Source organism: Phenylobacterium sp. (assembly GCF_044236515.1).
Classification (GTDB): Bacteria; Pseudomonadota; Alphaproteobacteria; order Caulobacterales; family Caulobacteraceae; genus Phenylobacterium.
In genome coordinates, this window is the sequence record NZ_JBIIGK010000005.1 from 1 (window position 1) to 20,305 (window position 20,305).

The window sequence follows — 20,305 nt, forward strand, 5'->3', positions numbered from 1 at the left end:
GCCTGCGCCAACGCCCTGGCCGAGCTGGCGCGCGAGGACGTGCCGGACGAGGTGGCGGCGGCCTATCACGGCACGCAGCTGAAGTTCGGGCCGCAGTACATCATCCCGACGCCGTTCGACCCCAGGCTGATCTGGTACATCCCGCCGTTCGTCGCCCAGGCGGCGATGGACACGGGCGTGGCGCGCAAGCCGATCGAGGACATGGACGCCTATCGCGCGGCCCTGGCCCAGCGGCTCGATCCCACGGCGGCGTTCCTGCAGAAGCTGCAGGGGCCGGTGCTGGCCGGGCCGCGCAAGCGGATCGTCTTCGCCGAGGGCGAGGAGCCGAGCGTGATCCGCGCCGCCTATGCCTTCCAGACCGGCGGGCTGGGCGATGCGATCCTGGTCGGCCGCGAGGAGCTGGTCCACGAGAACATGCGGCTGGTCGGGCTGGATCCGGCCGCGGTGAAGCTGGAGATCGTCAACGCCCGCACCTCGCAGTGGAACGACGCCTTCGTCGAGACCCTGTATGAGCGGCTGCAGCGCGAGGGCTATCTGCGCCGCGACGTGCAGCGGCTGATCAACCAGGACCGCAACTCCTTCGCCGCCTCGATGGTGGCGCAGGGGCATGCGGACGGGATGGTCACCGGCGTGACCCGCAACTTCGACCAGGCGCTGGAAGAGGTGCTGCGGGTCATCGACCCGGCCCCCGGCGGGCGGGTGATGGGCATGAGCGTGGTGCTGGCCAAGGGCCGGACGCTGTTCATCGCCGACACCAACGTCACCGAGATGCCGGAGGCCACGGACCTCGTCGAGATCGCCATCGAGGCGGCGCGGGCGGTGCAGGCGCTCGGCTACAAGCCGCGCGTGGCGTTCATCAGCTATTCGACGTTCGGCAATCCGATGGGCGAGCGCAGCGAGAAGGTGCGCGAGGCGGTGGCCATGCTCGACGAGTACGAGCTCGACTTCGAATACGAGGGCGAGATGCCGCCGGAGATCGCCCTGGAGCCGGCGCGGCGCGGCAACTATCCGTTCATGCGGCTGAGCGGCCCGGCCAACGTGCTGATCATGCCGGCCATCCACTCGGCGGCGATCTCGACCCAGCTGCTGAAGTCGATGGGCGGGGCGACGGTGATCGGGCCGCTGTTGCTGGGCCTCGCCAAGCCGGTGCAGATCACGCCGCTGTCGGCCTCGGTGTCGCGCATCCTGCACATGGCGACCGTGGCGGCCTACGACCGCCAGCTGCTGGACGAGTGAGCGCCGCCCCGACCCCCTCCTCGCTAAGTCTGGGGATCGACTTCGGGACGACCAACACGGTGATGGCGCTGGCCGGGCCGGACGGTCCGGCGTCGCTGGCGAGCTTCGCGGCGCCGGACGGCGAGCGGTTCGCCGTCCGCTCGGCCCTGTCGTTCCACGCGCCGCCGGAGCACCCGCGCGAGCGGACGGTGGCGGCCGGGCCGTGGGCCATCGAGGCCTACGCCGAGGACCCGGCCGAGACGCGGTTCATCCAGTCGTTCAAGACCTTCGCCGCGCAGGAGAGCTTCTCGGAGACCCAGATCCTCGGCCGGCGCTACCGGTTCGAGGACCTGCTCTCGACCTTCCTGCTGAAGCTGCGCGAGTACGGCGGGGCGGCGAGCCTGCCGGCCCGCGTGATCGTCGGCCGGCCGGTGACCTTCGCGGGCGGCAGTCCCAACGAGGCCCTGGCGCTCTCGCGCTACGAGGCGGCGTTCCGGCGGCTGGGGTTCGAGGAGATCCTCTACGCCTACGAGCCGGTCGGCGCGGCCTTCTTCTTCGCCCGCGCGCTGACCGAGGACGCGACGGTGCTGGTCGGCGACTTCGGCGGCGGCACCTCGGACTTCTCGGTGATCCGGTTCGAACGGGAGGCGGGCCAGATCCGCGCGACGCCGCTCGGCCGGTCGGGGGTGGGCGTGGCCGGCGACGCCTTCGACTACCGGATCATCGACCAGCTGGTCTCGCCCGAGCTCGGCAAGGGGTCGAGCTATGAGAGCTTCGGCAAGGTGCTGCCGATCCCCAACCGCTACTATTCGGCCTTCGCGCGGTGGGACCAGCTGGCGCTGCTGGCCGCCGGCCGCGACATGCGCGAGATCCGCAAGCTGGAGCGCGAGGCCACCGAGCCGGAGAAGATCGCCCGGCTGATCGAGGTGCTGGACGAGAACTACGGCTACCGCCTCTACCGCGCCGTCTCGGACCTCAAGGTGGCGCTGTCGGCGCGGGAGGCGGCGGAGTTCCGCTTCGAGGCCGGCGGCATCTCCATCGTCCGCGACGTGGCGCGCGGCGCGTTCGAGGGCTGGATCGCCCCCGAGCTTCAGCAGATCGAGACGGCGGTCGACCAGGCCCTGGTCGCAGCGCGGCTGGACGCGGCGACCGTCGACCGGGTGTTCCTGACCGGCGGCTCGTCCCTGGTCCCGGCCGTGCGCGACATCTTCCACCGGCGGTTCCCCACCGAGCGGATCGAGACCGGCGCGGAGCTGGATTCCATCGCCTCGGGCCTGGCGCTGATCGGGCGCGAGCGCGACCTGGGACGCTGGACGGCTAGGGCTTCCTGAGGCTCGGCCGGTCGAAGTCGACCTCGGCGGCGGGGATCACCTCCAGGTTTGGGCGGCGGGTCTTCAGCGCGTCGGTGAAGGCCTTGGCGTCGCCGGCGACGATGACGTGGGCGTGGGTCGGGTCGAGGACGCGGCGGGTGAAGGCCTGGACCTGCTCGGCGGACACCGCCTCGACCTTGCCGGTGTAGGCCGACAGCTCGCTGAGCGGCAGGCCGTCGAGGGCGTAGCCGCCGAGGATGTTGGCCAGGCCGCCGGTGGTCGCGACCTCCCGGCCGAAGCCGCCGACCAGCACCGACTTGCGGGCCGCCAGCTCCGCCGCGCTCGCCGGCTGGGCCGCCAGCTTTGTCATCTCGGCGGAGATCAGGTCCAGCACCTCGCCGGCCGACTCGTTCTTGGTCTGGGCGCTGGCCGAGAACGAGCCGAGGTTGCGGCCGGCCGCGAGGCGGGCGCGCGCGCCGTACGACAGCCCGCGCTTGACCCGGATCTCCTGGTTCAGGCGAGCCGAGAAGCCGCCTCCGAGGACGGTCGCGGCCACCATGCCGGGGTAGTAGTCGGGATCACGCCGGGCGATCGCGGGGCCGACCACGTTGACCGCCGCCTGGCCCGCGCCCGGCAGGTCGATGGCGACCGCCCGCGGCGCGTTGGCCGGCGCCGCCTGCGGCGGTTTCGGCAGGGGGGACCCCGGCTTCGCCCAGCCGCCGAACGCCTGCTCGGCCAGGGCGAAGCCCTGGTCCGGGGTGATGTCGCCGGTCAGCACCAGGACGGCGTTGTCCGGCCGGAAGAAGGTCCCGTGCAGGGCCCGCAGGTGGTCGGGCGTCAGCTTGGCCAGCGAGGCCGGCGTGCCGGTGCTGACGTGGCCGAAGGCGGTGCCGGCGAACACCACCGGCGCGAAGGCGAAACCGGCGAGGCTGCCCGGATCCTGGTAGGCGACCGACAGGCTGTCGACGGCCAGCTGGCGCCGACGCTCCAGCTCTTCGGCGGCGAAGGCCGGGTTGCGGGTGACGTCGGCCATCACCGCCATGCCCGCCGCCAGCTTGTCCGGCATGGCGTTGAGGGTGACGGAGGCCGACTCCAGGCTGGCGCCGGACGACAGGCTTGCGCCCAGGGCTTCGACCTCGCGCGCCACCTGCTGGGCCGAGCGGGTCGCGGTGCCCTCGGGCAGCATGTCGGCGGTCATGGCGACGGCGCCGGCCAGGCCCTGCGGGTCGGCCCAGCCGCCGGCGTTCACGGTCAGGTCGGCGGTGACCAGCGGCAGTTCGGAGGACCTGGCGACGATCACCCTCAGGCCGTTGGGGAGCGTGCGCTCGACCGGTCGCGGCAGGACCGGGGCGACCGGCGCGGCGATGGCCGGCGGCGCGACCCGCTGGCCTTCGGGCGCCAGGGTGACGATCGGGCCGCGGTAGTCGGCGACCTTGGCCGGCGGGGTCGGCGGCGCGGGCGGCGCCTGGCCGGCCGGCCGCTCGCTCTCCGGGCGGTAGCGGATGGTCATGCGGCCGCTCGGCGCCAGATACCTGCGGGCGACGCGCTGGACGTCGGCGGCGGTGACGGCGGCGAGCTCGGCCAGTTCGCGGTTGGCCTGGGCGGCGTCCCCGTCGACCATGAGGGCGTAGCCGAGGGCGAAGCCGCGGCCGTCGATGGTCTCGCGCTCGCGCAGCTTGCCGGCGATCAGCTCGTTCTTGGCCTCGGCCAGTTCGGCGGCGGAGGGCGGGGCGTCGCGCAGGCGGGCGACTTCGGCCAGCAGGGCCTTCTCGCCGTCGGCCAGGGTCTTGCCGCTGGCCAGGATCGCCCCGACCGCGAACATGCCGGGCTGGGCCGGCAGGTCGGCGGAGGAGAAGGCCTCGGTGGCCACCTGCTGGCGGTAGATCAGGCTGTCGTAGAGGCGCGAGGACTTGCCGGCCGACAGGATGGCGTCGAGCACGGTCAGGGCGGCGGCGTCCGGGCTGGACGCGGCCGGCCCCTTCCAGGTGATCGCCACCGCCGGCAACGGCACGTTGGAACCGTAGCCATCGAACACGCCCGGCTCGGTGCGCGGCGGCTCGACGACGCTGACCCGGCGGATCGGATCGGCCGGCCGCTTCAGCGACCCGTAGTAGCGGTCAATCCAGGCGTTCAGCTGCGCCTCGTCGAAGTTGCCGACGACGATCAGGGCGGCGTTGTCCGGCCGGTAATAGGCCTGGTGGAAGGCCCGGACGTCGTCGAGGGTGGCGGCGTCCAGCTCCTCGATCGAGCCGATCCCCGGCCGCTTGTAGGGGTGCGCCTGGTAGGTGGCCTGCGGCAGGTAGAGGCCGAACAGCCGGCCGTAGGGGGCGGCGAGGATCCGCTGGCGCAGCTCTTCCTTGACGACGTCCCGCTCGGACTCGAAGGCGGTCTCGTCGATGACCAGCGAGCCCATCCGCTCGGCCTCGACCCACAGCAGCCGCTCCAGGTGATTGGCCGGCACGACCTCGTAGTAGTTGGTGAAGTCGTCGTAGGTGGAGGCGTTGTTGAAGCCGCCGACGTCCTCGGTCATCCGGTCGATGCTCTCCGGCGGCAGGTTGCGCGTCGCCTTGAACATCATGTGCTCGAAGAGGTGGGCGAAGCCGGAGCGGCCCTGCGGGTCGTCCTTCGAGCCGACGCCGTACCAGACCTGGACGGTGACGTTCGGGGTCGTCCGGTCGAGCGAGGTGAAGACCTTCAGCCCGTTGGCCAGCGTCCGGCTCTTGTAGGCGATCGGCGGGACCTGGTCGGCGGCGGTCTGGCTGGTCGCGGCCTGGGCCAGGGCCTGGGGCGCGAGGGCGGCGGTCGCCAGGAGTACGCCAAGGGCGGCGGCGCGGGCGGTGCGGATCATGGCGGCTCCAGGCGAGGCGGGGAGACACACCTAAGCCCTCGCGTGCGGCCGGAAAAGGACGCGGCGCGCATTCCCCGCCCGACTCGGCTTGGCCGGATCGCCCTCTCCATGAAGGGGGGGAGGGGGTCGGGGAAGCCGCAGGCCCAGGCCGGAGCTCACAACCTGCTATTGATTCTAAGAATCACTCGCATTAAAGCGGCGCCAGCTTAGCTTTTGAGGGGGCTCCATGCGGGTCGGACTTTTCGCGGCCGTGTCGGCCATGGCGTTCATCCAGACGACGGCGGCCGTCGGACAAGAGGCGACTCTGGCCGCGGCGGCGACGGTCGATCCGCTCACCGTCATCGGAACCCGCACCGAAAAGCCGGCCAGCGCCGTCCCGGCCAGCGTCAGCGTGATCGCCGCCGAGGAGATCGAGACGTCCATCGCCACGGACATCAAGGACCTGGTCCGCTACGAGCCCGGCGTATCGGTGCGCTCGAGCCCGGCCCGGTTCGGCGCGGCCCTCGGGACCACGGGGCGCGACGGCAACGCCGGGTTCAACATCCGCGGCCTGGAAGGCAACCGGGTGCTGATCCAGGTCGACGGCGTGCGCACGCCGGACGCCTTCGGCTTCGGCGCCCAGTCGGTCGGCCGCGGCGACTTCCAGGACCTCGACCTGATCAAGCAGGTGGAGATCCTGCGCGGGCCGGCCTCGGCCCTCTACGGCAGCGACGGGCTGGCCGGCGCGGTCAGCTTCACCACCAAGGACCCGGCGGACATCCTGCGCGGCGACGCCCGTTTCGGCGGCCGGGTGCGCGGGGCCTATGCCTCGGCGGACGACAGCTACGCCGGCAGCGTCATGGCGGCCGGGCGGCAAGGCGACCTGTCGGCGCTGATCGCCTATTCGCACCGCCAGGGTCACGAACAGGAGACGCAAGGGACCAACGCGGCGGCCAACACCGACCGCACGACCGCCAATCCTCAGGACGTCCGCTCGCAAAGCCTCCTCGGCAAGCTGGTGTTCGAGCCGGCCGGCGGTCACCGCCTCCGCCTGACCGCCGAGCACTTCGAGCGCGAGGTCCTGGCCGACGTGCTGTCGGGCATCGCCAAACCGCCGCTGGCCGCGACCAGCGTCGTTCGCCTGATGGCCGACGACGACACCCGGCGCGACCGGGTCGGCCTGGATCACCGCTGGCAGCTATCCGGCGGGCCGGTGTCGCAGCTGTCGTGGAGCGTCTACGGCCAGTGGGCGGAGACCCAGCAACTCACCTTCGAGGACCGCAACACCGCCGCCGACCGCATCCGCCGCAACACTTTCGACAACCGGGTGGTCGGCGCGGCGGCGGAGATCCAGGGCAAGGTCGAGGCCGCCGGCCTGACCCATGAATGGGTGGCCGGGGTCGACGCCTCGATCACCCGCCAGGAAGGCGTGCGCGACGGCGCCGTGCCGCCGGCCGGCGAGCCGTTCCCGACCCGGGCCTTCCCCAACACGGACTACACCCTGGTCGGCGTCTTCGCTCAGGACGAGATCGCCCTGTTCGACGGCAAGCTGAGCCTGTTCCCGGCCCTGCGCTACGACTGGTACGAACTGGAGCCGAAGACCGACGCCCTGCTGCCGGGCTTCGTCGCCGTGGCCAAGTCCAGCGACGGGCGGCTGTCGCCGAAGCTCGGCGTGCTGCTGAAGCCGCGCGAGGAGCTGGGCGTGTTCGTCAACTACGGCCAGGGCTTCAAGGCGCCGTCGCCCAGCCAGGTGAACAACGCCTTCGCCAACCCGATCCAGAACTACCGCTCGATCCCCAATCCGGACCTGGAGCCGGAGACCAGCAAGACCATCGAGGGGGGCGCCCGCTGGACCACTCGGACGTGGTCGGCCGAGGTCGCGGGCTTCGCCGGCGAGTACGACAACTTCATCGAGCAGATCCAGGTCGGCGGCACCTTCACGCCGACGGACCCGGCGACCTATCAGTTCGTCAACATCGGCCGGGTGAAGATCCACGGCGTCGAGGCCAAGGGCCGTTTTTCCCTCGACAACGGGTTCGGCGGCTTCGCCGGGGCGGCCTGGTCGAAGGGCGACGCCATCGCCGCGGCCAAGACGGCCCTGCCCAGCATCGATCCGGTCAAGCTGGTCGCCGGCCTGACCTGGCGGTCGGCCTCCGGCGCGTTCGGCGGCCAGGCGGTGGCGACCCATGTCCTTAGGAAGGACGAAGACCGCCTCGGCGTCGCCTGCACGCCGACCTGTTTCGTGCCGCCGTCCTTCACCCTGGTGGACGTCACCGGCTTCTGGCGCGTCGCCGACGGGGCGACCCTGCGGGCCGGGGTCTTCAACCTGACGGACGAGACGTATTGGTGGTGGTCGGACGCTCGGGGCCTTTCCGCGACGTCCGTCAGCCGCGACGCCTACACCCAGCCGGGACGCAACGTCTCGGTCTCCCTCGCCATTGATTTCTGACCGGTTCGGAGCATCTGCCGATGACCACCCGCCGCACCTGCCTCGCCGCCCTCGGCCTGGCCTTCGCCATCCATCTCCCCGCCGTCGCGGCGGGGACGGCGCCGGAGCGTGACCGCGCCTCGATCCTGGCCATGGCCGGGGACTACCGCGTGCGGTTCGACATGCGAGAGACCACGCCCTTCGTCGCCGACTACAAGCCGCTCGAGCCGAAATTGAGCGGCGGCTACGAGTCGGTGCGGGTGATCGAGGACCGCGACGGCTTCATCAGCCTGCAGCACCTGCTGGTCGCCGAAGGGCCGGACGAGAAAGCGATGGTGATCAAGCACTGGCGGCAGGACTGGACCTACGAGCCGTCCGAGGTGCTGGCCTACGAAAGCTCCGGCCGTTGGACGCTGAAGCCGGTCGCGGCGGCGGCCCGCAAGGGCGCCTGGTCGCAGACGGTCTGGCAGACGGACGACAGCCCGCGCTATGGCGGCGTCGGCCGGTGGGCCTACGACCACGGCGTCGCCCGGTGGACCAGCGACGCCACCCTGCGGCCCCTGGCCCGCCGCGACGCGGTCCGCCACCCGGCCTACACCTGGTACGTCGGCCAGAACCGCCACGCCCTGACCCCGGCCGGCTGGGTGCACGAGCAGGACAACGCCAAGGTCGGCCTGCGCGAGGGCCGGCCCGTGACCTACGTCCACGAGGTGGTGACCAACAGCTACACGAAGTTCGACGGCTACAACGTGGGCGCCGCCGATGCCTATTGGGCTGCGACCAAGGCCTACTGGGCCGAGGTCCGCAAAGCCTGGGACGCGGCGGCGCGGCGCCGCAGCATCGCCGTCCGCGAGGAGGCGCAGGCCGGCTCGGTGACCGGCCCCAAGCTCATGGGCCTCGCCGACGAGATCGCGGCGGGCAAGCTGACGACGACCGACGCGCTCCCGCAGGCTCGCGCGTTGATCGGCGAGGAAACCGCGCGCCGGTAGGCATCTCCCTCCCATGAACAGGAGGGAGCTGGGCGATCAGGGCAGCACGTCGCCCCAGTCCAGCCGCCGGGCCTGCGCGTGGGCGGGCTTGTCCCGACGGGGGATGAAGCGCGGGGCGATGCCCTCGGGCGTGCAGACGCGGAATTCGATGCCCGGCTTGGCGGTCTTTGGCGGCGTGAGGATGCGGGTGTGGCGCGGGCCGACGGCGACAGCGGGACGCGCCACCGCCAGGTAGGCGAACTTCTCGTCTTCGAACGGGGCGTCGGCGCCCTTGGCGAGGCGGTGGTCGCGGGAGCGGGGGACGCGGACCCGGAAGTGGCACCAGTCGGAGCCGGCGATCGGGCAGGCGCCCTCGTGCGGGCAGGGGGCGAGCAGGCCGCCGCCGGCGGTGGTCAGCGCCGCGCGGGCGGTCCGCAGGCGCGAAAAGCCGGCCGGCGTGCCGGGCTCGACCAGAACGAGGACGCCGGCGGTCGCCCGCCAGAGGCGATCCACCAGCGGGCCGAGCGCGGCGGGGGCGATCTCGGCCAGGGCGTAGCTGGCGACCACCAGGTCGGCGGCCGGCAGGTCGGCGTCGGCGGTGAGGTCGGCGCGGGTGCGGCGCGAGGCGCGAAGCTGCGGCGGGCCATCCGCCGCCAGCCGTCCAGCCAGGTCGAGGAACGGGGCGCTGGAATCCAGCCAGGCGACCTCGGCGATCGCGCCCCAGGTCGCAAGCGCCGCCCAGCTGGCCGCCGCCGGGCCGGAGCCGGCGTCGAGCATCGTGCGCGGCGAGAAGGCCGGCGCGACCGCGGCGGCCTCGGCGAAGGCGCGAAGGCAGGCGGCATAGGTCCCGGGCAACCGGGCCAGGGAATAGGCCAGGGCGTCCTCGAGCCCGGTGATCACCCCGGCCGAGGCCTGGCCGGCGCGGTAGGCCGCCGAGGTGCGGGCCGTGCGTTCGGCGAGGTCGCGGCGCGAGATCCCCTGAAGCTCGCGATCCAGCGCCGCGCGCAGGCCGGAGGGCAGTTCGACGCTCAGCTTGCGACCGCCGCGGTCCGGCCGGCGACCAGGTCCTCGACGACGGCGGGGTCGGCGAGGGTGGAGGTGTCGCCGAGGTTGGCGAGGTCGTCTTCGGCGATCTTGCGCAGGATGCGGCGCATGATCTTGCCGGAGCGGGTCTTGGGCAGGCCGGGGGCGAACTGGACGACGTCGGGGGCGGCGAACGGGCCGATCTCGCGGCGCACCCAGCCCTTCAGCTCGGCCTGCAGGATGTCGGTCGGCGTGACGTCGGCCTTGAGGGTGACGAAGCAGTAGATGCCCTGGCCCTTGACCGGGTGCGGGAAGCCGACGACGGCGGCCTCGGCGACGTTGGCGTTGGCGACGAGGGCGCTCTCGATCTCGGCGGTGCCGAGCCGGTGGCCCGAGACGTTGATGACGTCGTCGACGCGGCCGGTGATCCAGTAGTAGCCGTCCTCGTCGCGGCGGGCCCCGTCGCCGGTGAAGTACTTGCCGGGATAGGTGGTGAAATAGGTCTGGATGAACCGTTCGTGGTCGCCCCAGACGCTGCGCATCTGGCCGGGCCAGCTGTCGGCCAGGCACAGGCCGCCGGACGTCGCGCCGGTGAGCACCTGGCCGCCCGAGTCGACCAGCTGCGGCTGCACGCCCGGCAGCGGCCGGGCGCAGGAGCCGGGCTTGAGCGGCGTTGCGCCCGGCAGCGGGCTCATCAGGATGCCGCCGGTCTCGGTCTGCCACCAGGTGTCGACGATCGGGCAGCGGCCCTCGCCGACCACCCGGTGGAACCACAGCCAGGCCTCGGGATTGATCGGCTCCCCGACGCTGCCCAGGAGGCGCAGGGACTTGCGCGAGGTCGCCTGCACGGGCCCCTCGCCCTCGCGCATCAGGGCGCGGATGGCGGTCGGCGCGGTGTAGAAGGTCGCCACCTCGTGCTTGTCGATCACCTCCCAGAACCGCGAGGAGGTCGGGTAGTTGGGCACGCCCTCGAACATCAGGGTCGTGGCGCCGTTGGCCAGCGGCCCATAGACCACATAGCTGTGGCCGGTGACCCAGCCGACGTCGGCGGTGCACCAGAAGACCTCGCCCGGCCGGTGGTCGAAGACCAGCTCGTGGGTGTGGGCCGCCCAGGCCAGGTAGCCGCCGGTGGTGTGCAGCACGCCCTTGGGCTTTCCCGTCGAGCCGGAGGTGTAGAGGATGAACAGCGGGTCCTCGGCCCCCATCGGCTCGGGCTCGCAGGTGTCGGGCACGCCCTGCTTGAGGTCCGAATAGTAGGCGTCGCGGCCGGGCGTCATCGGCACGTCGGCGCGGGTGCGGCGCACGACGATGACGTCGGTGACGCCGGGGCAGGTCTTCAGCGCCTCGTCGACGTTGCGCTTCAGCGGCACGGTCTTGCCGCCGCGCACGCCCTCGTCGGCGGTGATCACCACGGTGGAGCCGCAGTCCTGGATGCGGCCGGCCAGGCTGTCGGGCGAGAAGCCGCCGAAGACCACCGAATGCACCGCGCCGATCCGGCTGCAGGCCAGCATCGCCGCCGCCGCCGCCGGGATCATCGGCAGGTAGAGGGTGACCCGGTCGCCCTTCCCGACGCCCCGCCCCTTCAGGACGTTGGCCCAGCGGCAGACCTCGGCGTGGAGCTGGCGGTAGGTGAAGGCGTCATAGACCTCCGGGTCGTCGCTCTCCCAGATCACCGCCACCTGGTCGCCGCGCTCGGCGAGGTGGCGGTCGAGGCAGTTGACGCTGACGTTGAGCACGCCGTCGGCGTACCAGCGGATGCGGAAATCCTCGGCGTCGAACGAGACGTCCTTGATCGCGGTCGGCGGCGTCAGCCAGTCGAGGCGGCCGGCGACCTCGCGCCAGTAGCCGTCGGGATCGGCCGACGCCCGACGCGCCGCGGCCTCGTACCCCGCCGCGTCCATCCGCGCGCCCTCGGACCACTCCGCGGGAACCGGGAAGACCTCGTTATCGGACACGCGACGCTCTCCTTCAAAAGCTTGTGGATCACTAAGCGGGAAGGGCGTGCGGGCGCAACACGGGTGCGATGGGACGTTGCGGGGCGGCGGCGAGGCGGCCATGTTCCGGCGATGGTTCGTTTGGGCAGGGCGCTGCTGATCGTGGCGCTGTCAGCAAGCGTCGGGGCGTGCGAGTCCGGCGCCCGCAAGGACGCCGCGGCGGCGGCGCAGGCGCTGTTCTCGGCCGTGGTGGCGCGCGATCGGATGGCCTTCGAAGCCGCCGTCGACCGCCGGGCCGTGCGCGAAGATCTTCGCGGCCAGCTGGTCGAGGTGGCCCGGGCCCAGGGACTCGAGGTCGACGGCGGGCCGTCCGAGTTCGCCCTCGACCGGATGATCGGGCCGGACGCCTTCCGGCTGATCGACGGGTCGGGCATGCCGCTGATGACGCCGCCGAGCGCCGAGGCGGTGACGCCGCTGGTCGAGCTGGAAGGGCGGCGGCGGGCCTGCGTCAAGGACGCGGCGGGACTCTGCCGGCTGGTGTTCGCGCGCCAGAAGTCCGAGGATGGCGACCACTGGCGGCTGGTCGCCATGCCGGCCGGCGACCTGGTGGTGCGGCTGGACCCGGCGGTCGCCGCCGACTGAGCCGCAAGGAGGCCCCGTCATGCTGCTGCACCTGTCCACCTGGGCCGAGATCGAGGCGCAGCTGGCGAAGTCCAAGGCGGTGGTGATCCCCATCGGCTCCAACGAGCAGCACGGCCCGACGGGCCTGCTCGGCACCGACTGGCTGTGCCCGGAGATCATCGCCCACGAGGCGCAGAAGATCGCGCCGGGGCTGCTGGTCGCGCCGACCTTCAACATCGGCATGGCGCAGCATCACCTGGACTTCCCGGGGACCATCGCGCTGCGCCCCTCGACCTTCATGCTGGCGATCGGCGACTGGTGCCGCAGCCTCGCGCACCACGGCTTCGAGCAGCTCTATTTCCTCAACGGCCACGGCGGCAACGTGGCGACCATCGAGGCGGCGTTCTCCGAGCTCTACGCCGAGGCGAGCTATGCCGGGCGCAAGGCGGGGTACGCCTGCAAGCTGAAGAACTGGTGGGACCTCAAAGGGGTGATGCGGCTGGCCGCCCGGCAGTTCCCCGAGGGCCACGGCAGCCACGCGACGCCGTCGGAGATCGCGGTGACCCAGTGGGCCTATCCGCACGCCATCAAGTCGGCGAACTACGCGCCGCAGATCGCGCCGACCGGGCCGATCCGCGAGGCGGCGGACTTTCGCGGCCGCTACGCCGACGGCCGGATGGGCTCGGACCCCGGCCAGGCGACGCCGGAAAAGGGCGGCGAGCTGGTGGCGACGGCGGCGGCGGCGCTGATCGAGGACGTGGCGGAGTTCGAGCGCGAGGGCTAGGCCGTCCAGACCTCGCCGCCGCGCAGTTCCACCGGCCAGGGTGTCAGGGCCTCGCCCTCACAGGGGCCGACCACGCACTGGCCGTCGAGGGTGAACAGCGCCCCGTGGCCGGCGCACAGGATGTGGCGCTGGTCCCGCGTCAGGTAGCGGTCGTCGAACGGCGCCAGCGGCCAGCCGGCGTGCGGGCAGCTGTCGACGAAGCCGGTGACGGTGTCGCCGCGCCGGAGGACGAAGCCGGCGAACAGCTTGGCCTCGGCCCGGAACCGGAAGCTTTTCCCGCCGGGATCGGCGATCTCGGCCAGCGTGCACAGGCGCACGCCGGCCGCCGGACGGGCCGGGTTTTCGCTCACGCCCAAAATCGCGGCACGCCCAAAATCGCGCCTAGAGTTGCGGGCCGATGACCGCGCGGAAGCGGCTGATCTCGACGCGGTCCCAGAGGCCGGCCTTCGTGTAGGGGTCGGAGGCGTTGAAGGCCTTGACCTCGGCCTTGCTGTCGGCTTCGACGATGAAGAACGAGCCGGCCATGGCGTCGTCCTCGGACAGCAGCGGCCCGCCGAGCTTGAGGGCGCCGGTCTTGTGCTCGGCGGCCCAGGCCAGGTGCGCCTCGCGCGTCGCCATGCGCAGGTCGAGGGCGCCCGTCTTGTCGTGGCAGGTCAGGATGTAGAGCGGCATCTGTCAGCTTTCTTCGCGGAGAGGTCTCGAGAGCAGGCCGCGGATGGCGGCGTCGACATCCGCCTCCCCGGCCAGGATGGCGGCGACGGCGTCGCAGATCGGCGCATCGACGCCGAGCTTGTGCGCCAGCTGGCGGACGGCGGGGGCGGAGGCGACGCCTTCGGCGACCGACAGCTTGCCGGCCAGGGCCTCCTCCAGCGTCTTGCCGGCCCCCAGCGCCAGGCCGACGCTCATGTTGCGCGACTGCGGGCTGGAGCAGGTCAGGACCAGGTCGCCGAGGCCGCAGAGGCCGGCGACGGTCTCCGGCCGGCCGCCGAGCGCGACGGCGAGGCGGGTCAGTTCGGAGAAGCCGCGGGTGATCAGGGCGGCGTGGGCGGAGCGGCCGAGGCCTCGGCCCTCGACGATGCCGCAGGCGATGGCCAGCACGTTCTTCACCGCCCCCCCGGCCTCGGCCCCGATCATGTCGGCGGCGAGGTAGGGCCGGAAGGTCGGGGTGGCGAGCGCCTCGACCAGGGCCCAGCCGAGCGCCTCGTCCGGACAGGCCAGGGTGACCGCCGTCGGCAGACCGCGGGCGACCTCGCCGGCGAAGCTCGGGCCTGACAGCACGGCGGGCGCGGCCTGCGGGCAGGCCTCGGCCAGCACCTCGGTCATCAGCTTGAGCGTGCTTTGCTCGACCCCCTTGGCGCACAGGGCGATCGGCAGGCCGGGCCGGGCGTGGGGGGTGAAGGCCGCCAGGGTGGCGCGCAGGTGCTGGGCCGGCGGGACCGCCAGGATCAGGTCGCAGCCGGCGAGGTCGACGAAATCGCCGGTGGCGCGGATCTGCGGGTCGAGGTCGACGCCGGGCAGGAACAGGCTGTTCTGGCGCTCGCCGTTGATGGCCTCGACCACCTCCGGCTCGCGGGCCCAGAGGGTGGTCTCAAGCCCCGCCCGGGCGCAGACGCTGGCCAGGGCCGTGCCCCAGGCGCCGCCGCCGATCACACCGGCCGTCTTCATGCTTTCGCTCCCTTGCGGCCCGGGACATGGGTCGGGTTGGCGGCCGCCGCCGCGGCGTCCAACGGCCAGCGCGGCCGGGCGGCTGCATCCAGCGGGTCCTGAAGGCCGAGCGCCAGCCGCTCGGCGCCGGCCAGGGCGATCATCGCCGCATTGTCGGTGCAGTAGGCCAGCGGCGGGGCGTGGAACGAGAAGCCGCGGGCCGCGGCGGCGGTCTCCAGCCGGGCGCGCACCGTGCGGTTGGCGGCCACCCCGCCGGCCACCACGAAGCGCAGGCCCCGCCCGGCGTGGGCGGCGGCGTAGGCGGCCATGGCCCGGTCGCTGCGCTCGGTCAGCTGGGCGGCGATGGCGGTCTGGACGGCGGCGGCCAGGTCGCGGCGCTGGGGCTCGTCGGTCAGGCCCTCGGCGATGCGGGCGGCGGCGGTCTTCAGGCCGGAGAAGGAGAAGTCGCAGTCCTTTCGGCCGAGCAGCATGCGCGGGAGCACATAGCGGTCGGGATCGCCGCCCTCGGCCAGCTTCTCCAGGGCGGGGCCGCCGGGATAGGGCAGGCCGAGGGTCTTGGCGATCTTGTCGAAAGCCTCGCCGGCCGCGTCGTCGATGGTCGAGCCGAGCCGGCGGCAGGCGCCGACGCCCTCGACCTCGAGCAGCTGGCAATGGCCGCCGGAGACCAGCAGCAGCAGGAAGGGATAGGCGACGTCGGACCCGAGGCGCGCCGAGACCGCATGGCCCTCCAGGTGGTTGACGGCGACCAGCGGCAGGCCGCGGGCGAGGGCGACCGCCTTGCCGAACGACAGGCCGACCATCACCCCGCCAACCAGACCCGGCCCGGCCGTGGCGGCGACCCCGGTCAGGTCCGCGTAGCCGACGCCGGCCTGGGCCATCGCCGCGCGGGCCAGCTCGTCGATCCGCTCGACGTGAGCGCGGGCGGCGATCTCCGGCACCACGCCGCCGAACGGCGCGTGCTCGGCGACCTGGGTTCCGACCACGGACGACAGGACCTCGGCCCTTCCGTCTTCCAGGCACACGACGGCGGCGGCGGTTTCGTCGCAACTCGTCTCAAGGCCAAGGACGGTTTGGGTCAGGGTCATCCGGTTGCCGGGGGGCGCCGGCTCCTGTAGCAGGCGCTTCTGTTCTTGAGGCTTGCAGGTAGACCGCCGACCGTGCCCACGCAACCGCCCGTCCGGATCGGGGCCCGAGGCTCCCGCCTGTCGCTCGCCCAGTCGGGCACGGTGCAGCGCCGCATCGCCGCCGCCCTCGGCGCCAACCCCGAGGATCCGGCCGAGGTCGAGCGGGTCGCCCCGCTGATCGTCATCACCACCACCGGCGACCGGGTGCAGGACCGCCGGCTGCTGGAGATCGGCGGCAAGGGCCTGTTCACCAAGGAGATCGAGGAGGCGCTGCTGGACGGCCGCATCGACTGCGCGGTCCACTCGCTGAAGGACGTGCCGGCCGAACGGCCGCCGGGCCTGGTCATCGCCGCCGTTCCGGAGCGCGAGGACCCCCGCGACGCCTTCCTGAGCCGCGGGCCGGAGCGCCTGGAAGACCTCCCGCAAGGCGCGCGGCTCGGCACCGCCAGCCTGCGGCGGCAGGCGCAGATGCTGCACCGGCGGCCGGACCTGGATGTCCAACTGCTGCGCGGCAACGTCGATACCCGGCTGGCCAAGCTGCAGGCCGGCGAGGCCGACGCCATCCTGCTGGCCTATGCCGGCCTGCGCCGGCTCGGCCTCGGCCATCTGCCGCAGAGCCTGATCGATCCCAAGGAATGCCCGCCGGCCCCCGGCCAGGGCGCGCTGGCGATCGAGACCCGCGAGGCCGACCAGGACCTGCCCTGGGTGCAGGCGCTGCGCCACCAGCCGACCGCGCTGGCGGTCGCCGCCGAGCGCGGGGCGCTGATGGCGCTGGAAGGCTCTTGCCGCACCGCCATCGGCGCCCACGCCTGGCTGGAGGGCGGCTCGTTGAAACTGATCGTCGAGGCGCTGTCCTCGGACGGCGCGCGCCGCTTCCGCCATGCCGGCGAGACGGAATACGCCCAGCTCGCCGACCCGTTCGGCTCGGCCCACGATCTCGGCTGGTCGCTGGGCCTGGCCGTGAAGGCCGACGCCGGGGACGCGATCTAGGGCCCGGAGCCCTCTCCCTCTCCCTCTCCGCTTCGCGGGAGGAGAGGAGGTAATGCGTGGCGCTGCCGCCTCCTCTCCCCCCGAGCGCAGCGACGAGAGGGAGAGGATGAAGGAGAGGGCCTAGATCAGGCCGCCTTTTCGAGCGCGCCTTCCCACTGACCGAGGCTGGCGAGGCCGTTCATCCGGGCGCGGTGGGCGAAGGCGGCCTGGGCGGCGGCGACGTTCTCGGTCTTGCCCGACCAGGCCTTCTGCGGCGCGGCCTGCAGGGCGCGGCCGTAGGAGAAGGTCATCTTCCACGGGAAGCCGCCGATGCGGTTCATGGCGTCGAGGTGGGCGGTGGCCTCCTCGTCCGACTGGCCGCCCGACAGATAGGCGATGCCCGGCACGGCCGACGGGACGGTGGCCTTCAGGGCGGCGATGGTGCGGGTGGCGACTTCCTCGACCGAGGCGCGCTTGTCGCACTTCTTGCCGCAGACGACCATGTTCGGCTTCAGGACGATGCCTTCCAGCGCCACGCGCTGTTCGAACAACTCCTGGAACACGGTCTGCAGGACCCAGCGGGTGACGTCGTCGCAGCGGCCGATGTCGTGGGCGCCGTCCATCAGGATCTCGGGCTCGACGATCGGGACGATCTGGTTGGCCTGGCAGATGGCGGCGTAGCGGGCCAGGGCGTGGGCATTGGCCTTGACCGCGCCCCAGGTCGGGATGCCGTCGGCGATGTCGATGACCGCGCGCCACTTGGCGAAGCGGGCGCCGCGCTCATAGTCCTTCTTCAGACGCTCGCCGAGGCCGTCGAGGCCCTCGGTGATCGTCTCGCCCGGGAAGCCCGGCATCGGCTTGGCCCCCTTGTCGACCTTGATGCCCGGGACCGAGCCGGCCTGGGCGATCAGCTCGACCAGCGGCGTGCCGTCGGCGGCGTTCTGATAGAGCGTCTCTTCGAACAGGATCACGCCGGAGACGTGGTTCTTCATCGCCTCGGTCGAGCGGAACAGCAGCTCGCGATAGGCGCGGCGGTTGTCCTCGGTGTTCTCCACGCCGATGGCGTCGAAGCGCTTCTGGATGGTGCCGTGGCTTTCGTCGGCCGCCAGGATGCCCTTGCCGGGCGTCACCATCTTCTCGGCGATGTCGTTCAGAGCCGCGAGATTCATCGAAGAGTTCCCCATCAAGAGCTAAGGGCCGCCACGCCGGGCAGCTCCTTGCCTTCCATCCATTCCAAAAACGCGCCGCCGGCCGTGGAGACGAAGGTGAAGTCCCCCGTGGCCCCGGCGGCGTTCAGCGCCGCGACCGTGTCTCCCCCGCCGGCGACGGCGACGAGCGCACCCGAGGCGGCCCGCCGCGCAGCTTCCTGCGCAGCTTCAACGGTCGCCTTATCAAACGGTTGCACTTCGAACACGCCGAGCGGGCCATTCCAGATCAGGGTCTTGGCCTCGCCCATGGCGGCAAGGATTTCCCGAAGCGTGTCGGGGCCGACGTCGAAGATCTTCTCGTCGGCGTCGATGGCGCCGCCGGCCAGGGGGGCGACGCGCGAGACGGCGCCGGGCGAAAGCTCGCGGGCGACGACGGCGTCGGTCGGCAGGATCATCTTGCAGCCGGCGGCCTCGGCCTTCTGCAGGATCTCGCGGGCGGTGTCGGCCATGTCCTTCTCGCAGAGCGAGGCGCCGATGTCGTAGCCCTGGGCGTAGCGGAAGGTGTTGGCCATGCCGCCGCCGATGGCGAGGAATTGCAGCTTGCCGACGAGGTTGTTGAGCAGGTCGAGCTTGGTCGAGACCTTGGCCCCGCCCACGATCCCCATCACCGGCCGCTGCGGCTTGCCGAGCGCCAGCTCCAGGGCCTCGAGCTCGCGGCGCATCTGCTCGCCGGCATAGGCCGGCAGGACGCGCGCCAGACCCTCGGTGGAGGCGTGCGCCCGGTGGGCGGCCGAAAAGGCGTCGTTGACATAGAGGTCGCCGTTGGCGGCCAGCGCCTTGGCGAACTCCGGATCGTTCTTTTCCTCGCCCGCCTCAAAGCGGACGTTCTCCAGCAGCAGGACGTCGCCGTCCTTCATCGCCGCGACGGCGGCGCGGGCGGCGTCGCCGGCGCAGTCGTCGGCGAAGGCCACCGGCGCGCCGATCAGCGCCGCCAGCGGGCCGACCACGGGCCTCAGGCTCATTTCCGGGACGCGCTTGCCCTTCGGCCGGTCGAAGTGGGCCAGGAGGATGACCTTCGCCCCGCCGGCGCGCAGCTTCTCGATGGTCGGCAGGGCGGCCCGCAGGCGGGTGTCGTCGCTGACGGCCCCGTCCTGCATCGGCACGTTGAAGTCGACACGGACCAGGGCGCGCTTGCCCGAGAGGTCCGCATCATCGAGCGTCTTGAAGGTCATCTCTCGCGGCTCAGGCGATCAGCTTGCCCAGGGCGACGGCGGTGTCGCTCATCCGCGTGGAGAAGCCCCACTCGTTGTCGTACCAGGACAGCACCCGGGCCAGCTGGCCCTCGATCACCTGCGTCTGCGGCAGGGCGACGGTCGAGGAATAGGCGATGTGATTGAAGTCCACCGAGACCAGCGGCTCATTGGTGACGCCCAGCACGCCCTTCAGCGGCCCGTTGGCGGCGGCGGCCTTCAGCGCCTCGTTAATTTCGTCCTTGGTGACGCTGCGGCCGGGCACGAACTTCAGGTCGACGACCGAGACGTTGGCGGTCGGCACGCGGATCGACGAGCCGTCGAGCTTGCCGGTCAGTTCCGGGATGACCAGGCCGAGGGCCTTAGCGGCGCCGGTCGAGGTCGGGATCATGGACATCGCCGCGGCGCGGGCGCGGTAGAGGTCCTTGTGCATGGTGTCCAGCGTCGGCTGGTCGCCGGTGTAGGAGTGGATCGTGGTCATGTAGCCACGTTCGATGCCGCACAGCTCCTGCAGGACCTTGGCCACCGGGGCCAGGCAGTTGGTGGTGCAGGAGGCGTTCGAGATGATGGTGTCTTCGGCGGTCAGGGTGTCGTGGTTGACGCCGTAGACGATGGTCTTGTCGACGTTGTCGCCGGGGGCCGAAATGATCACCCGCTTGGCGCCGGCCTCGAGGTGGGCGGCGGCCTTGTCACGGGCGGTGAACAGGCCCGTGCACTCCAGGGCGATGTCGACGCCCAGGTCCTTGTGCGGCAGCTCGGCCGGGTTGCGGACGGCGGTGACCTTGATCTTGCCGCGGCCCACGTCGATCGTGTCGCCGTCGACGGTCACCGTGCCGGGGAAGCGGCCGTGCACGCTGTCGTAGCGCAGCAGGTGGGCGTTGGTCTCGACCGGGCCGAGGTCGTTGATCGCCACGACCTCGATGTCCGTGCGCGCATTCTCGATGATCGAACGCAGGACCAGGCGGCCGATGCGACCAAAACCGTTGATGGCGACGCGAACGGGCATGTGGCGGATCTCCTCAGGGCCGCGTCGGCGCGG

At 72.1% G+C, this 20,305-nt stretch carries 17 protein-coding genes; 7 read left to right on the plus strand and 10 right to left on the minus strand.

Features of this window, described 5'->3' with window-relative positions:
- Both ACILRF_RS01075 and ACILRF_RS01080 read left to right on the plus strand, forming a co-directional pair.
- The coding region (locus ACILRF_RS01075; protein WP_395670412.1) for a phosphate acyltransferase at positions 1 to 1,236 on the plus strand (1,236 nt) is incomplete at its 5' end.
- Entirely contained in the window at positions 1,233 to 2,546 is a 1,314-nt protein-coding gene (locus ACILRF_RS01080; protein WP_395670413.1) for an Hsp70 family protein, read from the plus strand. The genes ACILRF_RS01075 and ACILRF_RS01080, both read left to right, overlap by 4 nt.
- Here the strand turns inward: ACILRF_RS01080 and ACILRF_RS01085 are convergent.
- Complete coding sequence (locus tag ACILRF_RS01085) at positions 2,533 to 5,373, minus strand: M16 family metallopeptidase (protein WP_395670414.1); 2,841 nt, start codon at positions 5,371 to 5,373, stop codon at positions 2,533 to 2,535. The two genes, ACILRF_RS01080 and ACILRF_RS01085, sit on opposite strands and share 14 nt — an antisense overlap.
- Before the next feature lie 226 nt (positions 5,374 to 5,599).
- Between ACILRF_RS01085 and ACILRF_RS01090 the strand changes: the two genes are divergently transcribed.
- Both ACILRF_RS01090 and ACILRF_RS01095 read left to right on the plus strand, forming a co-directional pair.
- Complete coding sequence (locus tag ACILRF_RS01090) at positions 5,600 to 7,801, plus strand: TonB-dependent hemoglobin/transferrin/lactoferrin family receptor (protein ID WP_395670415.1); 2,202 nt, start codon at positions 5,600 to 5,602, stop codon at positions 7,799 to 7,801.
- 20 nt (positions 7,802 to 7,821) lie between these two features.
- Positions 7,822 to 8,769 carry a DUF6607 family protein gene (locus tag ACILRF_RS01095; RefSeq protein WP_395670416.1) on the plus strand — a complete coding sequence of 316 codons (948 nt, stop codon included), beginning with the start codon at positions 7,822 to 7,824 and terminating at the stop codon, positions 8,767 to 8,769.
- A gap of 36 nt (positions 8,770 to 8,805) precedes the next feature.
- Here the strand turns inward: ACILRF_RS01095 and ACILRF_RS01100 are convergent, their stop codons facing one another.
- Positions 8,806 to 9,648 carry a small ribosomal subunit Rsm22 family protein gene (locus ACILRF_RS01100; RefSeq protein ID WP_395670417.1) on the minus strand — a complete coding sequence of 281 codons (843 nt, stop codon included), beginning with the start codon at positions 9,646 to 9,648 and terminating at the stop codon, positions 8,806 to 8,808.
- Between the two features lie 128 nt (positions 9,649 to 9,776).
- Complete coding sequence (gene acs / locus ACILRF_RS01105) at positions 9,777 to 11,672, minus strand: acetate--CoA ligase (RefSeq protein WP_395670453.1); 1,896 nt, start codon at positions 11,670 to 11,672, stop codon at positions 9,777 to 9,779.
- 165 nt (positions 11,673 to 11,837) lie between these two features.
- Between acs and ACILRF_RS01110 the strand changes: the two genes are divergently transcribed.
- Together ACILRF_RS01110 and ACILRF_RS01115 are read left to right on the plus strand one after the other, a co-directional pair.
- Positions 11,838 to 12,347: a hypothetical protein gene (locus ACILRF_RS01110; RefSeq protein WP_395670418.1), complete on the plus strand. Its 510-nt coding sequence runs from the start codon at positions 11,838 to 11,840 to the stop codon at positions 12,345 to 12,347.
- Between the two features lie 19 nt (positions 12,348 to 12,366).
- Complete coding sequence (locus ACILRF_RS01115) at positions 12,367 to 13,110, plus strand: creatininase family protein (protein WP_395670419.1); 744 nt, start codon at positions 12,367 to 12,369, stop codon at positions 13,108 to 13,110.
- On the opposite strand, the gene ACILRF_RS01120 is transcribed toward ACILRF_RS01115, so the two are convergent.
- From ACILRF_RS01120 to tsaD, 4 genes are read right to left on the minus strand one after another with little or no spacing between them, the layout of a single operon-like run.
- A complete protein-coding gene (locus ACILRF_RS01120; protein WP_395670454.1) occupies positions 13,107 to 13,469 on the minus strand; it encodes a Rieske (2Fe-2S) protein in 363 nt (120 codons plus the stop codon). The genes ACILRF_RS01115 and ACILRF_RS01120 overlap by 4 nt on opposite strands.
- Before the next feature lie 22 nt (positions 13,470 to 13,491).
- On the minus strand, positions 13,492 to 13,782 hold the full coding sequence (locus ACILRF_RS01125; protein ID WP_395670420.1) for a YciI family protein: 291 nt from the start codon (positions 13,780 to 13,782) through the stop codon (positions 13,492 to 13,494).
- 3 nt (positions 13,783 to 13,785) lie between these two features.
- Positions 13,786 to 14,775, minus strand: coding sequence for an NAD(P)H-dependent glycerol-3-phosphate dehydrogenase (locus ACILRF_RS01130; RefSeq protein WP_395670421.1), 990 nt, complete (start codon positions 14,773 to 14,775; stop codon positions 13,786 to 13,788).
- Positions 14,772 to 15,860: a tRNA (adenosine(37)-N6)-threonylcarbamoyltransferase complex transferase subunit TsaD gene (gene tsaD, locus ACILRF_RS01135; RefSeq protein ID WP_395670422.1), complete on the minus strand. Its 1,089-nt coding sequence runs from the start codon at positions 15,858 to 15,860 to the stop codon at positions 14,772 to 14,774. Before tsaD ends, ACILRF_RS01130 begins: the two co-directional genes overlap by 4 nt.
- Before the next feature lie 72 nt (positions 15,861 to 15,932).
- On the opposite strand from tsaD, the gene hemC reads away from it, so the two are divergent.
- Positions 15,933 to 16,889 carry a hydroxymethylbilane synthase gene (gene hemC, locus ACILRF_RS01140; protein WP_395670423.1) on the plus strand — a complete coding sequence of 319 codons (957 nt, stop codon included), beginning with the start codon at positions 15,933 to 15,935 and terminating at the stop codon, positions 16,887 to 16,889.
- Positions 16,890 to 17,014: 125 nt separating this feature from the next.
- Here hemC and ACILRF_RS01145 read toward each other — a convergent pair whose 3' ends face one another.
- From ACILRF_RS01145 to gap, 3 genes are read right to left on the minus strand one after another with little or no spacing between them, the layout of a single operon-like run.
- Positions 17,015 to 18,037, minus strand: a complete 1,023-nt coding sequence (locus ACILRF_RS01145; RefSeq protein ID WP_395670424.1) for a class I fructose-bisphosphate aldolase — start codon at positions 18,035 to 18,037, stop codon at positions 17,015 to 17,017.
- A gap of 14 nt (positions 18,038 to 18,051) precedes the next feature.
- Entirely contained in the window at positions 18,052 to 19,248 is a 1,197-nt protein-coding gene (locus tag ACILRF_RS01150) for a phosphoglycerate kinase (RefSeq protein ID WP_395670425.1), read from the minus strand.
- A gap of 10 nt (positions 19,249 to 19,258) precedes the next feature.
- Positions 19,259 to 20,272: a type I glyceraldehyde-3-phosphate dehydrogenase gene (gap, locus tag ACILRF_RS01155; RefSeq protein ID WP_395670426.1), complete on the minus strand. Its 1,014-nt coding sequence runs from the start codon at positions 20,270 to 20,272 to the stop codon at positions 19,259 to 19,261.
- Positions 20,273 to 20,305: the final 33 nt, after the last annotated feature.